The organism is Streptomyces sp. TAA486, from assembly GCF_000426165.1.
On sequence record NZ_AUEV01000001.1, the window covers coordinates 311,390 to 326,616 of the forward strand.

12 protein-coding genes and 1 pseudogene are annotated in these 15,227 nt (G+C 71.0%); 7 read left to right on the forward strand and 6 right to left on the reverse strand.

Features of this window, described 5'->3' with window-relative positions:
* The first annotated feature begins 44 nt into the window (after positions 1-44).
* Both I004_RS31505 and I004_RS0101475 read left to right on the forward strand, forming a co-directional pair.
* A complete protein-coding gene (locus I004_RS31505) occupies positions 45-659 on the forward strand; it encodes a sigma factor-like helix-turn-helix DNA-binding protein (RefSeq protein WP_106965224.1) in 615 nt (204 codons plus the stop codon).
* Positions 656-904, forward strand: coding sequence for a hypothetical protein (locus I004_RS0101475; protein ID WP_028434040.1), 249 nt, complete (start codon positions 656-658; stop codon positions 902-904). Before I004_RS31505 ends, I004_RS0101475 begins: the two co-directional genes overlap by 4 nt.
* 86 nt (positions 905-990) lie before the next feature.
* On the opposite strand, the gene I004_RS0101480 is transcribed toward I004_RS0101475, so the two are convergent.
* Complete coding sequence (locus tag I004_RS0101480; protein WP_028434041.1) at positions 991-2,157, reverse strand: cystathionine gamma-synthase; 1,167 nt, start codon at positions 2,155-2,157, stop codon at positions 991-993.
* 109 nt (positions 2,158-2,266) lie between these two features.
* On the opposite strand from I004_RS0101480, the gene I004_RS0101485 reads away from it, so the two are divergent.
* Both I004_RS0101485 and I004_RS0101490 read left to right on the forward strand, forming a co-directional pair.
* Positions 2,267-3,439 carry a hypothetical protein gene (locus I004_RS0101485; protein ID WP_028434042.1) on the forward strand — a complete coding sequence of 391 codons (1,173 nt, stop codon included), beginning with the start codon at positions 2,267-2,269 and terminating at the stop codon, positions 3,437-3,439.
* Positions 3,440-3,594: 155 nt separating this feature from the next.
* Entirely contained in the window at positions 3,595-5,631 is a 2,037-nt protein-coding gene (locus I004_RS0101490; RefSeq protein ID WP_028434043.1) for a thioredoxin domain-containing protein, read from the forward strand.
* Positions 5,632-5,676: 45 nt separating this feature from the next.
* Here I004_RS0101490 and I004_RS0101495 read toward each other — a convergent pair whose 3' ends face one another.
* Both I004_RS0101495 and I004_RS31510 read right to left on the reverse strand, forming a co-directional pair.
* Positions 5,677-6,360, reverse strand: a complete 684-nt coding sequence (locus I004_RS0101495; RefSeq protein WP_078510718.1) for an acyl-CoA-like ligand-binding transcription factor — start codon at positions 6,358-6,360, stop codon at positions 5,677-5,679.
* A 29-nt stretch (positions 6,361-6,389) separates the two neighbouring features.
* Positions 6,390-7,923: pseudogene (locus tag I004_RS31510) on the reverse strand (MFS transporter).
* Positions 7,924-8,113: 190 nt separating this feature from the next.
* Between I004_RS31510 and I004_RS0101505 the strand changes: the two are divergent.
* Complete coding sequence (locus tag I004_RS0101505) at positions 8,114-9,325, forward strand: pyridoxal phosphate-dependent aminotransferase (protein WP_028434045.1); 1,212 nt, start codon at positions 8,114-8,116, stop codon at positions 9,323-9,325.
* 88 nt (positions 9,326-9,413) lie between these two features.
* On the opposite strand, the gene I004_RS0101510 is transcribed toward I004_RS0101505, so the two are convergent.
* Positions 9,414-9,815, reverse strand: coding sequence for an SCO4983 family protein (locus tag I004_RS0101510; protein ID WP_028434046.1), 402 nt, complete (start codon positions 9,813-9,815; stop codon positions 9,414-9,416).
* 221 nt (positions 9,816-10,036) lie between these two features.
* Positions 10,037-11,875, reverse strand: a complete 1,839-nt coding sequence (locus I004_RS0101515; protein ID WP_028434047.1) for a phosphoenolpyruvate carboxykinase (GTP) — start codon at positions 11,873-11,875, stop codon at positions 10,037-10,039.
* A 292-nt stretch (positions 11,876-12,167) separates the two neighbouring features.
* Between I004_RS0101515 and trhA the strand changes: the two genes are divergently transcribed.
* Both trhA and I004_RS0101525 read left to right on the forward strand, forming a co-directional pair.
* Positions 12,168-12,974 carry a PAQR family membrane homeostasis protein TrhA gene (trhA, locus tag I004_RS0101520; protein ID WP_486579647.1) on the forward strand — a complete coding sequence of 269 codons (807 nt, stop codon included), beginning with the start codon at positions 12,168-12,170 and terminating at the stop codon, positions 12,972-12,974.
* A 92-nt stretch (positions 12,975-13,066) separates the two neighbouring features.
* On the forward strand, positions 13,067-13,504 hold the full coding sequence (locus I004_RS0101525; protein WP_028434049.1) for a pyridoxamine 5'-phosphate oxidase family protein: 438 nt from the start codon (positions 13,067-13,069) through the stop codon (positions 13,502-13,504).
* 63 nt (positions 13,505-13,567) lie between these two features.
* Here I004_RS0101525 and I004_RS0101530 read toward each other — a convergent pair whose 3' ends face one another.
* Positions 13,568-15,199 (reverse strand): D-aminoacylase, encoded by a 1,632-nt coding sequence (locus I004_RS0101530; RefSeq protein WP_028434050.1) that lies wholly within the window; start codon positions 15,197-15,199, stop codon positions 13,568-13,570.
* Between the last annotated feature and the right edge of the window lie 28 nt (positions 15,200-15,227).

Sequence of the window (15,227 nt, forward strand, 5' to 3'; positions counted from 1 at the left end):
TTGATCAGTGCGGCTGCCGTCCCATTGCCGTACGGGAGGCGCAGGTGGGAGAGCGGCGTGCGCGAGAGGAACGCCGCCGGGCCCGGGAGTTCGAGGCGTTCGTCGCGGGCGCGGCCGGCAGGCTGCTGCATGCCGCCACGCTGCTCACCGGGGAGCCCTTCGGTGCCGCTCCCGCCGCCCAGGAACTGCTCGTCGGTGCCCTGTCCCGTACGTACGCGGACTGGGACCGCCTGCGCGGCGAGGACCCTTACGAACACACGCGGCAGGATCTCGCCGCCCACTTCGCACACACAGCCCGGCACTACCGGCGTCCGCGCGGCGGCCTGCTGGGCGGGCTGCCCCCGCAGGAGCGGCTGATGCTGGTGCTGCGGCTGTACGAGGGCGTGGCCGAGGAGCAGGTCGCCGCATCGCTCGGGTTGCCGGTGGAGCGGGTACGGGGACTGTGCACCCGGGGCATGGCGACGGTCCTCAGCCGCGGGACGAGCAACGGGGACGAGGGCGGAACCCCGACCGGCCCGGCGCCCGGGACGATGTCCGGTGCCGTGTCCCTGATCGCGTCCCGCATCGTCACCGGCCTGCGGCACAGGGAAGCGGGGGCGGCCACCGGGGCCGTGCAACAGCGCGACGGCGCAGGCCGCGAGCCGAGGGGGGCTGCATGAGACTTCCCGACCGCAAGGAGACCGAGGTCCGCCGCCTGCTGGAGTCCGTGCCCCCCGCCGCTGTGCCGACGGACCTGGCCGGGCGCGCCCTGCTGCGGGGGCTGCGCATCGCGCACCGGCGGCGCACCCTCGCGCTGCTGCTGTGGGGGTTCTTCGCCGTGGCCGTGGCCGTCGCGGTGTGGGCCGCGGTCGCGGAGCCCTGGATGGGGCAGCCGGCCGTCACGACTCCGCCGCTCGGCTGGTAGCGGCGCGCCGCCCGTTCGCCGAGCAGCTCGTGCGCTGGGCGGCAGGGCGCCGGGGCGGTCCGGCCCCGGCGCCGTTCCGTGCAGCTCTAGCCCAGGGCCTGCTGCAGATCCGCCAGCAGGTCCTCCACAGACTCGATGCCGACGGACAGGCGAACGAGGTCCGCGGGCACCTCCAGCGCGGAGCCCGCCGCCGACGCGTGCGTCATGCGCGCGGGGTGCTCGATCAGCGATTCGACGCCGCCCAGCGACTCCCCGAGCGTGAACAGGCGCGCGCGGTCGCACACCTCCACCGCCGCCTCCTCGCCGCCCGCGACCCGGAAGGAGACCATCCCGCCGAAGGCCCGCATCTGCTTGGCCGCCGTCTCGTGCCCCGGGTGCGAGGGCAGGCCCGGGTAGTAGACCTGTGTCACCTTCGGGTGGGCCTGGAGCATCTCGGCAACGCGCGAGGCGTTCGCGCTGTGCCGCTCCATCCGTAGGGCCAGCGTCTTCGTGCCGCGCATGACCAGCCAGGAGTCGAACGGGCCCGCCACGGCGCCCATCGCGTTCTGGTGGAAGGCGATCTCCGCGGCCAGCTCCGACTCGTCCAGTACGAGGGCGCCGCCGACGACGTCCGAGTGGCCGCCCATGTACTTCGTCGTCGAGTGGACGACGACGTCCGCCCCCAACGCGAGGGGCTGCTGGAGATAGGGGCTCGCGAAGGTGTTGTCCACGACCAGCCGTGCGCCGGCGCCGTGCGCGAGCTGGGCGAGCGCGGTGATGTCGCTGATGCCGAGCAGCGGGTTGGACGGAGTCTCCACCCACACCGCCTTCGTGCGCTCGCGCAGCTCGGCCCGTACCGCCGCCGGGTCGGAGGTGTCGGCCACGGACCAGTCCACGCCCCACCGTTCGGCGACGCGCGCGAAGAGGCGGAACGTACCGCCGTAGGCGTCGTTCGGGATCACCACGTGGTCCCCGGGCACGAGCAGGGTCCGCAGCAGGCAGTCCTCGGCGGCCATGCCCGACGCGAACGCGAAGGCGTTGCGTCCGCCCTCCAGGGCGGCGAGGTTCTGCTCGAGTGCGGTACGCGTCGGGTTGGCGGAGCGGCTGTACTCATAGCCGCCGCGCAGCCCGCCGACGCCGTCCTGCTTGTACGTGGAGACCTGGTAGATCGGCGGTACGACCGCACCCGTCGCGGGGTCGGCGGTCTGCCCCGCGTGGATCGCGAGGGTCTCGAAGCTCTGGGGCGTGTGCCCGCTGTCGCGCTGGTCGCTCATGGGGCGAGCGTAATGCGCCGTACGGTGTAGGCAGAGCGGCTCAAGCGAACCGCTTCAGAGGATTACTCCTGTCACGTCCGGCCCGCGCACCAACGGGGAGAACGCAGCCATGGAAGCCCTGCTCGTGCTGATCGCACTGACCGCCATCTTCGGCGTCCTGGTCGCCCCGGCGATGCGCCGCCGGCGCCAGCGTCTTCAAGGCGCTCAGGGCGTAGCCCGCGCCGTCGACCCGGGCGCGGGCTACGGCTTCGTACCGACAGAGCAGCTCGACGTACGACTGCCGGGCCCCGACCACGAGTTCACCGAGGCGCTGGACGAGACGCAGCGCACCCAGGACTGGCAGCCCGTCGCGCGGCTGCTGGCCCTCACCGGGGACGAGTGGGAACTGCGCTGGCAGCGCGTGCAGTCGATGGCGGGCGCGGCGGCGATGGAGCTGGCCCACGCGCGTGCGCTCGGAGCACCGGAGTCGCCGGCCACGGGCAAGGGCGGCTCCGCGGGCGGCGTCTCCTTCAGCAAGGAACCGGGCCTGCGCGACGCGAGCTGGCTGCGGCAGTGGCGCACCGAGCAGCCCGGCGACCCGGGCGGCGCCCAGGTCTACGCGCAGTTCCTGGTGTGGCAGGCCGTCGCCGACCCCTCCTCCGCCGATCACCGCATCATCCTGGAAGAGGCCCGTACGGTCTGCGAGGAGGCCGCGCGGCTCGCTCCCGACGACCCCACGCCGCACATAACCGAACTGTTCATCGCGCGCCATCTCTCCTACCGGCGCGCCGACTTCGAGGAACTGTGGGCGACGCTGCGGCGCAAGGCCCCGAACCACATGGGCGCGCACATGGCCGCCCTGCCGTACTGGTCGGAGAAGGGCTGCGGCTCGCGCGCGGAGGCCGATGCCTTCGCGCAGACCGCCGCCGCCCACGCGCCCGAGGGCACCCTGCTTCCCGCGCTCCCGCTCTTCGCCGCGTACGAGCATCTGCCGGAGGTCAACATGGTGCGCGGCCTGTACCAGAGCGCGGAAATCGAGAAGGCCGTGGAGGCCGCGGAGTACGCCGTCGACCAGGTCGAGGCCGGCCATCCCGTGCGGCCGCACGTCCTGCACCTGCTGGTCTGCTTCCTCGTACGCTCCGAACGGTACGGCGAGGCCATGGAGGCGCTGCGCGTCGTCGACGGCTACGTGGGCGCGATCCCCTGGGCGGACTCGGGCGACCCGGCGAGCCACTACTCGGCCTACCGCGCGCTGGCCGTCTCCGGCTGGGAGGCGACGGGCGGAGACCGCGCCCAGATCTGACCGCGGCCGGCGGGACCGGAGGCGCCTGCTGCGCACCCCTCGCAGTGCCGCGGGGGCGGAGACGAGCTGGTCCGGCGGGTGGAACCACGCTCGAAGACCTCCGCCGAGGGGTGCGGGGTACGCCCGCCCGGGGGCACGTCAGGCACGATGGACAGATGGCCAACCGACTCTCGGACGAGACGAGCCCGTACCTCCTTCAGCACGCCGACAACCCGGTCGACTGGTGGCCCTGGTCGGAGGCCGCCTTCGACGAGGCGCGCAGGCGCGGGGTGCCGTTGCTGCTCAGCGTCGGTTACGCCAGCTGCCACTGGTGCCACGTCATGGCCCACGAGAGTTTCGAGGACGAGGCCACCGCCGAATACCTCAACGCCCACTTCGTCCCCGTCAAAGTGGACCGCGAGGAACGCCCCGACGTTGACGCCGTCTACATGGAGGCCGTGCAGGCGGCCACCGGCCAGGGCGGATGGCCCATGACCGTCTTCCTCACGCCCGCCGCCGAACCCTTCTACTTCGGCACCTACTTCCCGCCCGCTCCCCGCCACGGCATGCCCTCCTTCCGGCAGGTGCTGGACGGCGTCGCCACGGCATGGTCGGAGAGGCGCGAGGAGGTCGCCGACGTGGCCGGCCGGATCGTGCGGGACCTCGCCGCGCGCAGCATCCGCTACGAGCAGCCGCAGCCGCCCGGCCCCGAGGAGCTGGCCTCGGCGCTGCTGGAGCTGACGCGTGAATTCGACGCCGAACGGGGCGGGTTCGGCGGTTCGCCGAAGTTCCCGCCGTCCATGGCGCTGGAGTTCCTGCTGCGCCACCACGCCCGCACCGGTTCTGAGGGCGCGCTGGAGATGGCCCGGGCCACGTGCGAATCGATGGCGCGCGGCGGCATCTACGACCAGCTCGGCGGCGGATTCGCGCGCTACTCCGTGGACGCGGGCTGGGTCGTGCCGCACTTCGAGAAGATGCTCTACGACAACGCCCTGCTCTGCCGCGTCTACGCCCACGCCTGGCGGAGCACGGGCTCCGACATGGCCCGCCGGGTCGCCCTGGAGACCGCGGACTTCATGGTCCGCGAACTGGGCACGCCCCAGGGCGGGTTCGCATCCGCTCTCGACGCCGACAGCGACGACGGCAACGGCAGGCACAGTGAGGGCGCCTACTACGTGTGGACCCCCGACCAGCTGACCGAGGTCCTCGGCGAGGAGGACGGGCAGTGGGCGGCGGCCTACTTCGGCGTCACCGACGAGGGCACCTTCGAAGAGGGCGCGTCCGTCCTCCAACTCCGGGACGGCAAGCAGCTCTCGGACGCCTCGCGTGCGGCGTCCGTACGGGAGAGGCTGCTGCGTGCCCGCGAACAGCGGCCGCGCCCCGCCCGTGACGACAAGGTCGTCGCGGCGTGGAACGGGCTGGCTGTCGCCGCGCTCGCGGAGACCGGTGCCTACTTCGACCGTCCCGACCTGGTCGAGGCCGCATCCGCGGCCGCACGTCTGCTGACCGATCTGCACCTGAACGGCGACGGCCGCATCGCCCGCACCTCGCGCGACGGCACGACCGGTTCGGGTGCGGGTGTGCTGGAGGACTACGCCGACGTGGCCGAGGGCCTGCTCGGTCTCTACTCCGTCACCGGAGAGGCCGGTTGGCTCGACACCGCCGGCGTACTGCTGGAGACCGTGCTCGACCACTTCACGGATCCCGACGGCGCGCTCTTCGACACCGCCGACGACGCCGAAGCCCTCATCCGCCGCCCGCAGGACCCCACGGACAGCTCCACCCCGTCGGGCTGGACGGCAGCCGCGCAGGCCCTTCTCTCCTACGCCGCCTACACCGGCAGTTCGCGCCACCGAGAGGCCGCCGAGCGGGCGCTCGGCATCGTGCGGGCTCTCGCATCCCGCGCGCCGCGCTTCATCGGGTGGGGTCTCGCCGCGGCCGAAGCCGTGCTGGACGGCCCGAGGGAGATCGCCGTGGTCGGCCCGCACACGGATGCCGGTACGGGCACGCTGCACCGTACGGCGCTGCTGGCGACCGCGCCCGGAGCGGTGGTCGCGCTCGGGGAGCCGGGCTCCCCGGCGGCGCTCGACGTGCCGCTGCTGCGGGACCGTCCGTTGCTGGACGGGAACCCGACGGCCTATGTGTGCCGCAACTTCACGTGCGACGCTCCGACCGCCGATCCCGAGGTCCTGGAGCGGTCACTGCGGAGCTGACCCCCCTAGGTCCTGCGGGGCCAGGGGTGCCCCCACCGCTCGGTCCTAAAGACCTGGGGGAGCCGCTCCCTCCGCCCCGAGGGCCTGGGGGATTCCCCGTTCCACCACGCGCAGCGCCCGCTCGACGATCGCGAAGAGGTCCTCCTGCGGCTCGTCGCGCCTGGCCCAATAGAACATGGCCTCGGACATGGCACCGACCAACGCCCCTGTGCACACCCGCAGTTCGAGGGAGTCGGCATCCCGTCCGGTCCGCCCGGCCAGCGCGGCCGCCAGGATCCGTACCGTTTCCGACATCTGCTCGGTCATCCGGGCACGCAGCGCGGGCACTTCCAGGACGAGCCGGATCCGCTGGTGGGACTCGGCGGGCTCCCGGCCGGGCTCCAGGCGCATGGCCTGCTCGATCACGTCCAGCATGGCCCTGCGCAGCGCGGTCACCGGCGGCTCATCGGCGGGGCGTGCGAGCAGCGCGTCGTGCATCAGCGGGTCGTACTCGTCGGTGAGGACGATGTCTTCCTTCGTGGGGAAGTAGCGGAAGACGGTGCTGGGGGAGACCTCCGCCTCGTCCGCGATCCGCTCGACGGACGTGGCGGCGTAGCCCTGCTCGTCGAAGAGCCGGTAGGCGGCCTTCCGGATCGCCTGCCTGGTCTTGATCTTCTTCCGCTCGCGGAGGCCCGGACGGGGCTCGGTAACCGCGGAGGACTCGGTACGTGCAGGGGCCATGTGGCTCATTGTCCGCCATCCGGGCTCTCCGGGGCCAGCTATGCGCCGGGGACGGGGAGCGATCCAGGCCCTCCCCCAACCTCCGGCCGGGGGGACCCCCAAGTCTTGCCGTCCCCCTCCGCTGCTTCCGCTTCCGGCACGGGTACCTGCCCGTGCTTCCTTTCCGGCAGCAGTGCCGTGATGACGGCGGCGGCGAGCGCGGCGACACCGCAGACAGAGAGCACCTGCGTCATGCCGTCGATGAAGGCCGCGTCCGCCGAGGCCGCCAGGGCCTCCGAATGCAGCCTCCCGGCGACGGCATGGGCAGCGATCACGGAGTCCCCGGCCGCGTCCGCCGCGCCCGCGGGCAGTCCGTCCGTCGCGAGCCGGGCGGCGTACGTGCCGGACAGCAGGCTCCCCAGGGCGGCGATGCCGATCGCTGCACCGGTCTGACGCACGGTCATCAACAGTCCCGAACCGCTTCCGGCCTGCGCGGCCGGCAGCCAGAGCACCGTCCATCGCCGGCACCATCGCGAATCCGACGCCGAACCCGGTGACGGTCAGCCAGGTCGCCGTCAGCCCGTATCCGTCGCCCACGTCGGTACGCGCACCGAGGAACGCGGCGAACGCCAGCACCACCAGCCCTGCGCTGATCACCGGCCGCGACCCGAGCCGCGCGGCCAGCGGTCCCGATCCGCGCGCCGCGACCAGGAGGCCCGCCATCAGCGGCAGCAGCCGCAGCCCGGTGCCGAACGCGTCGACGCCGAGCACTGCTTGGAGGTACTGAGGCAGCACGAAGAGCAGCCCGGCCAGCACGAGCGTGATCAGCGTCGCGGTGAAGGCGTTCCGTGCGAACGCTGGCCGGGCCAGCAGCTTCAGGTCCAGCATCGGCCGCTCGACCCGGCGTTCACGCAGCACGAGCGCCGTCAGCAGCACCGGCGATGCCGCGAGAGCAGCGACGACGTACGCGTCGCTCCAGCCCCGCGCGGACCCCTCGATGATGCCGAAGACGAGTGAGCCGAGGCCGGCGATGCTCAACACCGCGCTGAACACGTCCACATGGGGCGCCGACTCGTCGCGGGACTCGGGGAGCAGCGTGAGGCAGACGAGGATGCCGAGTGCGGCGAGCGGCACGTTGACGAGGAAGACCGAGCCCCACCAGAAGTGGTCGAGGAGCCAGCCCCCGAGGACGGGCCCGAGCGGCATGCCTCCGGCCACCGAGGCGGTGATGATGCCGACGGCCTTGGTGCGCTCGGCCTCGTCCGCGAAGAGGGACGGGATCACGGAGAGCGCGAGCGGAGTGACCAGTGCGGCTCCGAGCCCCATCAAGGTGCGGGCGGCGATGACCCAGCCGGCGTCGTCGGCGAGCCCGCCGAGCAGCGAGGCGGCGAGGAAGACCGTAAGGCCCGCGACGAGCAGCCGCCGCCGTCCGAATCGGTCGCCCAGCAGTCCCGCGGGCAGCATCGCGGCGGCGAAGACGACGATGTACGCGTCCACGATCCACTGCATCTGCCCCGTTCCGGCGCCGAGTTGGCGCCCCATCGCGGGGAGGGCGACGTTGAGGATCGTCAGGTCGAAACCCAGCACGAGCATGCTCGTGCCGAGAGCTGCGAGGGCCCACCAGCGGCGGGGGTCGGGCGGTGCAGTCATGGCCAACTCCGATGGTCAGTGTCTTTTGACAGTGACTCTCAAAAAGTTTGCCATGTCAAGATGAGTGCCCGGCCGTACCCCGGGTGGTCAATAACACGTGGCCGCGCACCAGGTCGGCCCGTATGGTGGCGGAATGCAGGTGATCCAGTCGGCGAAGCTCGCAAACGTCTGTTACGAGATCCGGGGCCCGGTCCTGGAGGAGGCGATGCGGCTGGAGGCAGCAGGTCACCGCATCCTCAAGCTCAACACCGGCAACCCGGCACCCTTCGGGTTCGAGTGTCCGCCGGAGATCCTCGAGGACATGATCCGCAACGTGGGCGAGGCTCACGGCTACGGCGACGCGAAGGGGCTCCTCTCAGCGCGCCGCGCGGTGATGCAGCACTACCAGACGCAGGGCATCGAGCTCTCCGTCGAGGACATCTACCTGGGCAACGGCGTCTCCGAGCTGATCCAGATGTCGATGCAGGCGCTGCTCGACGACGGTGACGAGGTCCTCGTGCCGGCCCCCGACTACCCGCTGTGGACGGCCTCGGTCTCCCTCTCCGGCGGCAGGGCCGTGCACTACCGCTGCGACGAGCAGTCGGACTGGATGCCGGACCTGGCCGACGTCGAGAGCAAGGTCACAGATCGCACGAAGGCGCTCGTCGTCATCAACCCGAACAACCCCACCGGCGCCGTGTACGACGAGGAGATGCTGCGCGGCCTCACGGACATCGCGCGGCGCCACGGCCTGATCGTCTACTCCGACGAGATCTACGACAAGATCCTCTACGACGGTGCGACGCACACGCCCACGACCCGCGTCGCCCCCGACCTGCTCACCGTCACCTTCAACGGGCTCTCGAAGTCGTACCGGGTGGCCGGGTACCGCGCCGGCTGGATGGCCGTGTGCGGGCCGAAGAGTCATGCGCAGAGCTACATCGAAGGGCTGACGATCCTCGCCAACATGCGGCTGTGCGCGAACATGCCCGCGCAGCACGTGGTGGCCGCCGCGCTCGGCGGCCGGCAGTCGATCAACGACCTGGTGCTCCCCGGCGGGCGGCTCCTGGAGCAGCGCGACATGGTCCACGATCTGCTGACGCAGATCCCCGGCGTGACGTGCGTGAAGCCGAAGGGTGCGATCTACGCGTTCCCGCGGCTGGACCCCAAGGTGCACAAGATCAAGGACGACCGGGAGATGGTCCTCGACCTGCTGCGGGCCGAGCAGATCATGATCGTCCACGGCACGGGCTTCAACTGGCCCGACCCGGACCACTTCCGGATCGTGAACCTGCCGCCGGTGAACGAGTTGGAGGACGCGGTGACGCGCATCGGCGCCTTCCTGGACGGCTACAGCCAGCCGTAGCCTCGCGGGGCGCAACCGGTTCGATTCCGGGGTCCTGCCCCTTCCGGGTCCTGCCCTTCCGCCGTCGGCGGCCGTCAGTACGTCGTGGTCACGCGGCTGTCAGGCCGAGGGCGGCGGCGTGGAAGTCGCGGCACTGGCCGGCCACCGCCATCGCCGGTTCGTCGTTGCGGTACGTGGCGATCACGACCGCATGGCCGGCCAGGGTGTGCGCGCGGTGGTGCAGAGAATCGATGTGCGCCGGGTCCGCGTCGTGCGCCGAGGGGTCGGCCCTGAGCGGGGCCGCGCGCAGGCGCGTGACCTGGGAGGCGAGTTCCTCCGCGGCCTCGTCCAGCTCGTCGGACGGGGTGAGGGCGCGCAGCTCGTCCGTCACCGTCAGCAGGGCCGTCAGGTGACCGGCCAGGCGGATGTCCAGCTCCTCTTCCCGCGAGCGGTGGGGAAAATCGGCGTCGGCCATGGCATGTACCGACTTGCTGCGGATCGGTTCGTACACGGTCGGCCTCCTGCGTCACATCGCCTGGATGCCAGCCTAACTTAGACTCGGTCTAAAGTTGAGCCGTGTACATTTTCTGCCCGGACGACAAGTGCGCGTGCGTCCGGCGACGGAGCGGCACGCACCGGTCGACCGCGCACCGTACGCGCACAACGGTGCCCCCCACCAAGAGGTGAGGGGCACCGTCTCCAGCCGGAAGACTGTGGGCGTCAGCCCGACCGTCAGCCCAACCGCTCCACCAGCGCGCGGTGTTCGTCCCACAGCTCCTTCGGCGTGTGGTCACCGAAGGTGTTGAGGTGCTCGGGGACCAGCGCGGCCTCGTCGCGCCAGACCTCCTTGTCCACCTCCAGGACGAAGTCGAGCTCCGAGTCCGTCATGTCGAGCCCGTCCCGGTCGAGGGACTCCTTCGTCGGGAGGACGCCGATGGGCGTCTCGACGCCCTCCGCCTCGCCGTTGAGCCGCTGCACGACCCACTTGAGCACGCGGCTGTTCTCGCCGAAGCCGGGCCAGACGAACTTGCCGTCCTGGTCCTTCTTGAACCAGTTGACGTAGTAGATCTTCGGCAGCTTGGCCTGGTCGGCGTTCTTGCCGATGTTCACCCAGTGGGCGAAGTAGTCGCCCATGTTGTAGCCGCAGAAGGGGAGCATCGCGAACGGGTCGCGGCGCAGCTCGCCGGCCTTGCCCTCGGCGGCGGCGGTCTTCTCGCTGGCGACGTTGGCGCCGAGGAAGACGCCGTGCTGCCAGCTGAAGGACTCCGTCACCAGCGGCACCGCCGTGGCGCGGCGACCGCCGAAGAGGATCGCCGAGATCGGCACCCCCCGCGGGTCCTCCCACTCCGGCGCGATGATCGGGCACTGTCCCGCCGGGGTGGTGAAGCGGGCGTTGGGGTGGGCGGCCGGAGTCCCGGACTCGGGAGTCCAGTCGTTGCCCTTCCAGTCGGTGAGGTGAGCGGGAGTCTCCTCGGTCATGCCCTCCCACCACACGTCGCCGTCGTCGGTGAGGGCGACGTTGGTGAAGACCGAGTTGCCCCAAAGGGTCTTCATGGCGTTGGCGTTGGTGTGCTCGCCGGTGCCGGGGGCGACACCGAAGAAGCCGGCCTCCGGGTTGATGGCGTACAGCCGTCCGTCCTCGCCGAAGCGCATCCATGCGATGTCGTCGCCGATGGTCTCCACCGTCCAGCCCTTGACGGTGGGCTCGAGCATGGCGAGGTTCGTCTTCCCGCAGGCCGAAGGGAAGGCGGCGGCGACGTACTTGGACTCACCGCGCGGCGGGGTGAGCTTGAGGACGAGCATGTGCTCGGCGAGCCAGCCCTCGTCGCGCGCCATGACGGAGGCGATGCGCAGCGCGTAGCACTTCTTGCCGAGCAGTGCGTTGCCGCCGTAGCCCGATCCGAAGGACCAGATCTCGCGGCTCTCGGGGAAGTGGGAAATGTACTTGGTGTTGTTGCACGGCCAGGGCACGTCCTGCTCGCCGGCCTCCAGTGGGGCGCCGACGCTGTGGACCGCCTTGACGAAGAATCCGTCCTCGCCGAGCTCGTCGAGGACCTGCTGTCCCATGCGCGTCATGGTGCGCATGGAGACGGCGACGTACGCGGAGTCGGTGATCTCGACGCCCAGCGCGGAGAGCGGGGAGCCGAGGGGGCCCATGCAGAAGGGAACGACGTACATGGTGCGGCCGCGCATGCAGCCGCGGAAGATTCCCCCTTCGCCGTTCTCGCCCTGGAAGACGGCCCGCATCTCGTCAGGAGCCTTCCAGTTGTTGGTCGGGCCGGCGTCCTCCTCCTTGTCGGAGCAGATGTACGTACGGCCCTCGACGCGTGCGACGTCGCTGGGGTCGGAGGCGGCGTAGTAGGAGTGCGGCCGTTTCACCGGGTCCAGCTTGGTGAACGTGCCGTTCTCGACGAGCTCTTCGCAGAGGCGCTCGTACTCCGATTCGGAGCCGTTGCACCAGACGATGCGGGCCGGTTCTGTGAGAGCGGCGATTTCCTCGACCCAGGAGACCAGCTCCTGGTGGCGGGTGGGAACGGGGTTGATGGCGGGAGCCGCAGAACTGCGCGCCACGATCTCTCCAGACGTTGAGGGTTCGACGGATAACTGCACTGGTATCCGCATTTTTTGGCTTGGTGCTTCAACTCGCCCCGTGGGGGCCGCGACCCGGATGCGTTCGTGGTGGTGCTGGGCTGGTGCGTCTGCGCGGCTCGCTCATCCGGTGTCACCCTTGCTCCTCTGAGCATGTGAGCGTATCGGCTGCCTGTCCAGATGGAAAGGATGTGTCCATCACCACTCCGATGAGCGGCATGGACCCTCGGAAGAGCATGTCGCCGGTTGCGGCCCCGTAGCTACGATGGGCCGTATGACTGACGCGCCTCGTCCGCTTGAGCCCGTGAACTGCGCGGACTCCGAAGACGGCGTTGACGGAACCGAGAAGCCGGAAAGCACCGGCAGTTCTGCCGCAGCCTCCGTGGAGTCGGCCGCCGCGGCCGTGACTTCGGCTGCCTCCAGGGGTGCCGCGGCCATTCCCGCGCTGATCAAGCCAAGGCTGCGCGGATGGCTGCATGCCGGGATGTTCCCCGCGGTGCTCGCCGCCGGGATATTTCTCACCGCGCTCGCCGACAGCACCCGTGGCCGGATCGCCTGCGCCGTCTACACCCTGACAGCCTGTCTGCTCTTCGGTGTGAGCGCGCTTTATCACCGGGGAGAGTGGGGGCCGAGGGCCAATGCCGTACTGCGGCGCCTCGACCACGCGAACATCTTCCTGATCATCGCGGGGACGTACACACCGCTCACGATCCTTCTCCTCCCCGACGGGTCGGGGAGGCCGCTGCTGTGGGGGGTGTGGGCCGCGGCCCTGTTCGGGATCGGCTTCCGCGTGTTCTGGGTCGGTGCTCCGCGCTGGCTCTACACGCCGTGCTACATCGCGATGGGGTGGGCGGCCGTCTTCTACCTGCCCGACTTCATGCGTGAGGGCGGCATCGCCGTGCTCGTGTGCGTGATCGTGGGTGGCCTGCTCTACAGCGCGGGCGGTGTCGTCTACGGCATCAAGCGGCCGAACCCGTCACCGCGCTGGTTCGGATTCCACGAGGTGTTCCACTCGTTCACGCTGGCCGCGTTCGTCGTGCACTACGTGGGGATCTCGCTCGTGGCTTACCAGCACGCGTAACCCTGGCGCCGGGCGGGCGTAACGGTCGCCCCTCCGCGGGACCTGGGTCCGGCGCCCTGTCAGCGGCGCCTGCACGGCACGAGGATGACGGGATGACCTCATCTCCGTTCGACGTGGACGCCTTCCTGAGCCGGCCGCTCACCGCACGTATCGCGACCGGCGGACCGACCGTGCGGCCCGTGTGGTTCCTGTGGGAGGACGGGGCCTTCTGGATCCTGACGGGGCCGTGGGCAAGGCTGTTCGACCGTGTCAGGGCCGATCCCCGGGTCGCGCTCGTCGTCGACGAGTGCGACATCGTGACGGGCAGCGTGCTGCAGGTCGTCGCTCGAGGCAGCGCCGAGCTCAGGGACTTCGACGTGCCTCGGGGCCGGCGCAAGCTCGTCCGCTATCTGGGCGCGGACGAGTCCCGCTGGGACCGGCGCTTCGTTGACTACCTGCACGACGACCCCGAACGGCGCGGCACGATGTGGCTGCGCCTGGTTCCGTCGGCTATGAAAGCGCTGGATCTGAGCTATTCGGCCGCTCGTTGAGCCGAGGTGACACCGGCGCGGGAATGGCGGAGACGAGCCCCCGAACGCCGCGGTCGGCGGGGCCTAGGGCGTCGGCGTCGGCGTGCGGCGGACGGAGCGGCCCGCGAGGGCGTCCGTGCGACGGCCGTCCTCCATGACGAAGCGGCCGTCGATCAGCACGTGCGGGATGCCGGTGGGCAGCACGCGCGGATTGTCGAACGTGGCGCCCGGGGCGACCGTGGCCGGATCGAACAGGACGAGGTCCGCGCGGTAGCCCTCCCGGACCAGGCCCCGGTCGGGGAGGCGCAGCCGTGCCGCCGGGCGCGAGGTGAGGTGCGCGACGCACTCCTCCAGGGAGAGGACGCCCAACTCCCGTACGTAGCGGCCGAGATACTGCGGGAAGGTCCCGTACGCGCGCGGGTGCGGCTTGGCGCCCTGGAGGATGCCGTCGCTGCCGCCGGTATGAGCCGGGTGGCGCATCATGTGGCGCACGTTCTCCTCGTGGCCCACGTGCTGGAGGATCGTCGTGCCGAGCTTGTCCTCGATCAGCAGACGCCGGGCCGTGGTGAAGGGCTCCTCGCCGTTCTCTTTCGCCGACTGGGCGACGGTCCTGCCGACATGGCCGGCCAGGGCGGGGTCGTTGACCCCCGAAATCTCGATCGTTTCCCAGTCCATGGGGACGCCGTGGCAGCCGTCGGCGCCCTCCACCTCCATGACGTGCCGGATCCGGGAACAGGTCTCCTCGTCCGACAGCCTGGTGAGGATCGCCTCCGGGCCGCCCGCGCTCGCCCAACTCGGCAGCATCGCCACGAGCGTCGTGCACCCGGGGGTGTACGGATACGTGTCCAGGGTGATGTCCGCGCCGGCGGCGAGCGCACGGTCGAGCAGCGCTGTCAGCTCCGGCGCCCTGCCCTTGTTGACGCCGAAGTTCATGGTGGCGTGGGCGAGATGGAGCGCGCACCCCGCCTCCCGCGTGAGGGCGACCATCTCCTCGTAGGCCTGGAGGGCGCCCTCGCCGTACGAGCGGTGGTGGGGGCAGTAGTAGCCGCCGTAAGCGGCCACCGTGCGGCACAGATCCGTGAGTTCGGCGTCGGAGGCGTACATGCCGGGCGTGTAGGTGAGGCCGGAGGACATGCCCACCGCGCCCTGCTCCAGGCCCTCGGCGACCAGGCGCCGCATCGCCTCCGTCTCGGCGGCCGTCGCGGGACGGTCGTCCCAGCCGACGGCGAGCATGCGGACGCTGCCCTGCGGCACGAGGTAGGCCGCGTTGACGGCCGTGCCCTGGCGGTCGAGGCGGTCCAGGTACTCGCCGACGGTGCGCCAGTCGAATTCGACGGAGGTGTCTCCGGGCGCGCTGCCGTTCCAGCCGGTGATGGCGCTGCGCACCTCGGTGAGGGTGCGGTCGTCGGCCGGTGCGTAGGAGAGGCCGTCCTGGCCGACGACTTCGAGGGTGACTCCCTGCGCTGCCTTGGCGGAGTGGTCGGGGTCGCGCAGGAGGGCCAGGTCGGAGTGAGCGTGCATGTCGATGAACCCGGGGGCCAGGGCGAGCCCTGTTGCGTCGAGCGTCCGACGGGCACCGGCGGCACGGGCGCCGGGGCCGTCCGACTCCCGGGTGATGGCGGTGATGCGGCCGTCCTCGACGGCGACGTCGGCGCGGTACGCGGCGCTCGTCCCGGAACCGTCCACGATGTCGGCGTTGCGGATGAGCAGGTCCATGAGGGCGGTCCCTTCGGAGCCGGTGCGG